The organism is Bifidobacterium sp. POST2/T3 (B1) (assembly GCF_058197115.1).
The window spans coordinates 1-2,205 of the sequence record NZ_JBVPQK010000422.1 but is presented as its reverse complement, the minus strand read 5'-3'; the positions used below and the strand labels follow the sequence as shown (position 1 = coordinate 2,205).

At 57.8% G+C, this 2,205-nt stretch carries 3 protein-coding genes; all 3 read left to right on the top strand.

Annotation, left to right across the window (positions count from 1 at the left end):
• The coding region (locus AC0AP0_RS12390) for an ICP22 family protein (RefSeq protein WP_490430701.1) at positions 1-702 on the top strand (702 nt) is incomplete at its 5' end.
• Complete coding sequence (locus tag AC0AP0_RS12385) at positions 699-1,763, top strand: HAD-IIA family hydrolase (RefSeq protein WP_490430700.1); 1,065 nt, start codon at positions 699-701, stop codon at positions 1,761-1,763. The genes AC0AP0_RS12390 and AC0AP0_RS12385, both read left to right, overlap by 4 nt.
• A gap of 5 nt (positions 1,764-1,768) precedes the next feature.
• Positions 1,769-2,089 carry a hypothetical protein gene (locus tag AC0AP0_RS12380; protein ID WP_490430699.1) on the top strand — a complete coding sequence of 107 codons (321 nt, stop codon included), beginning with the start codon at positions 1,769-1,771 and terminating at the stop codon, positions 2,087-2,089.
• Positions 2,090-2,205 lie beyond the last annotated feature (116 nt).

Genomic DNA, 2,205 nt, shown 5'->3' with positions numbered 1-2,205 from the left:
GTGCAGGCCGAGCAGAACTTCCTTGAACAGGCTGGTCGCAGCCAGGAGGCTCTGGAGTTGGAACCCCTGCTGGATCGACTGGAAGCGGAGTATGCCGACGAGGATGAGGGCGAGGATGGCCAGAAGGACGGACAGTCCGAGGAGATCCTGATTGACTACGACCTGGAGCACCTGGATCCGGCCATGATGGAGGAGCTCTCCATTGACCCGGATGGTGGTGAGGATGACTCGGATGAGGCTGAAGCCACTGATGCATCCGATCAGGGTGCCAATGGCAGTAAGGTTGAGGAATCTCCTGAATCAGTAGCTTCGAACTATTCGGCTGACTCAACTGACACAGGTGACTCAACTGATTCGACTGAATCTTTTGATTCAGCTGATACATTCGATACATTTGATTCAACTGGTCCGTCTGACTCAGCTGGTTCATCCGAAATGCCGGAATCGTCAGATGCTGTGAAGGAATCAGGCGGAGAGCCAACCCATCTTGATGCAGAAACTTCGGACGATGGTTCTCAAAGCGGTCAAGCTGGTGACGGAACTGACGTTGCTGTTGCCGATGATTCGGCTATCGACGACAGTGACGCGACTGCACAAGCTGCAGGATCCGAGGCAGACACTATCGATCAGGAAAATGAACAGACAAAAGATAAGCAGGTCAAGGGGTCCGATGCTTCTACTCTAGACAAGGCTGAATCATGACCGCCTTCCTCAAAGGAACTGATGACGCTCCGGCAAAGACCTACCGTCTGGCTCTACTGGACCTGGATGGAGTGGTCTACCGGGGCGCTGATCCTGTAGAGCATGCGGCCGAGGGCATCGATCGCGCTCAGACGCTCGGCATGCGCATGGCCTACACCACCAACAATGCATCCCGGTTCCCTCATGTGGTGGCCGATCAGCTGCGTGGGTTCGGTCTCACCCTGGACGATGGCCAGGTCATCACTTCGGCCGTCGTAGCCGCACGAATGCTGCGCCGACACTTGAAAAAGGGTGCCAGGGTGCTCGTCATTGGTTCCGATCATCTGCGTGACCAGATTCGCATCAACGGGATGGTTCCGGTAGGCAAGGCAGCAGATCAGCCAGAGGCCGTCATCCAGGCTTGGTATCCCGAATTGAGTTGGCAGGATCTGGCCCAGGCCGCCTTTGCCATTGAACACGGTGCACGTTACTTCACTACCAACAAGGATCAGACTCTTCCCCGGGAAGGTGGCATGGCGCCCGGCAATGGAGCCATGCTCCAACCGGTGATTCTGGCTACTGGTGAGCAGCCGGAGGACTCGGCCGGCAAGCCGGAATCGGCCATGTACGATGAGGCTCGGCAGCTGTTGGCCGACAGACAGGAGAAGATCTTGGACAGTGACCGATGCCTGCCTGTGGGCGATCGTCTGGACACCGACATCGAGGCAGCCAACCGAGGCGGGTACGACTCCATGGTTGTCCTGACAGGCGTAGCCCGAACACCCGCCATTCTGACTGCACCTGCCAAGTTGCGACCGACCTATTTGGCTGAAGACCTGCGCGGCCTCACTGCGCCACAGCCCCAGCCTAGTAAGGAAGCAGACCAGACATGGCACTGCGGCGGCCAAACCGCAAAGGTGGATGATGACGGGCATGTAACCCTGCGTGCTCTTGAGGGCGGTAGCGACCCCCTGTCTGATCTGGATGCTGTGCGAGCCTGCACCTGTGCGCTCTGGGAGTACCAGGATCGTGGCGGAGACATGGACTCGCTGGATCTGCCCGCCTTCGTCGTAGGGGCATAGCGGTCATGTCGGAAGAGGTCAAGTCCGGACAGTTCGGAGCGAGCAAATCACCCCAGGAATCCAATCATCACGGATTACCTGCTCAGTCTGGCCAGACTGAGCAGCCTGTAGAGCATGAGCCTTCTGGACGGTCCTCACAGGCAGATGATGAGGATACGATTGCGTTAGCACCTGAAGAGCTCATGGATAAGCAAGTCATGGCCCCTCTTTTGGAGCGTTTCCCTGATTTGGTTGAATTGGACAATCTGGACGATGCCCAACAGGTCGAGCTGCTCGGCAAGGTGCTGATCGGGCTTCAGGAGGACCTGAACCGGGAGGGCAAGTGAAGGATGAGGATACGGTCGTCAGCGCTTGGGCCGGTCTGCGAAGAACCGTGGCTCTCACCCGCGACCGGCTTGACCGCATCCTGCCTGCACAGGGGCTGACGGATTCACGAGCCAGA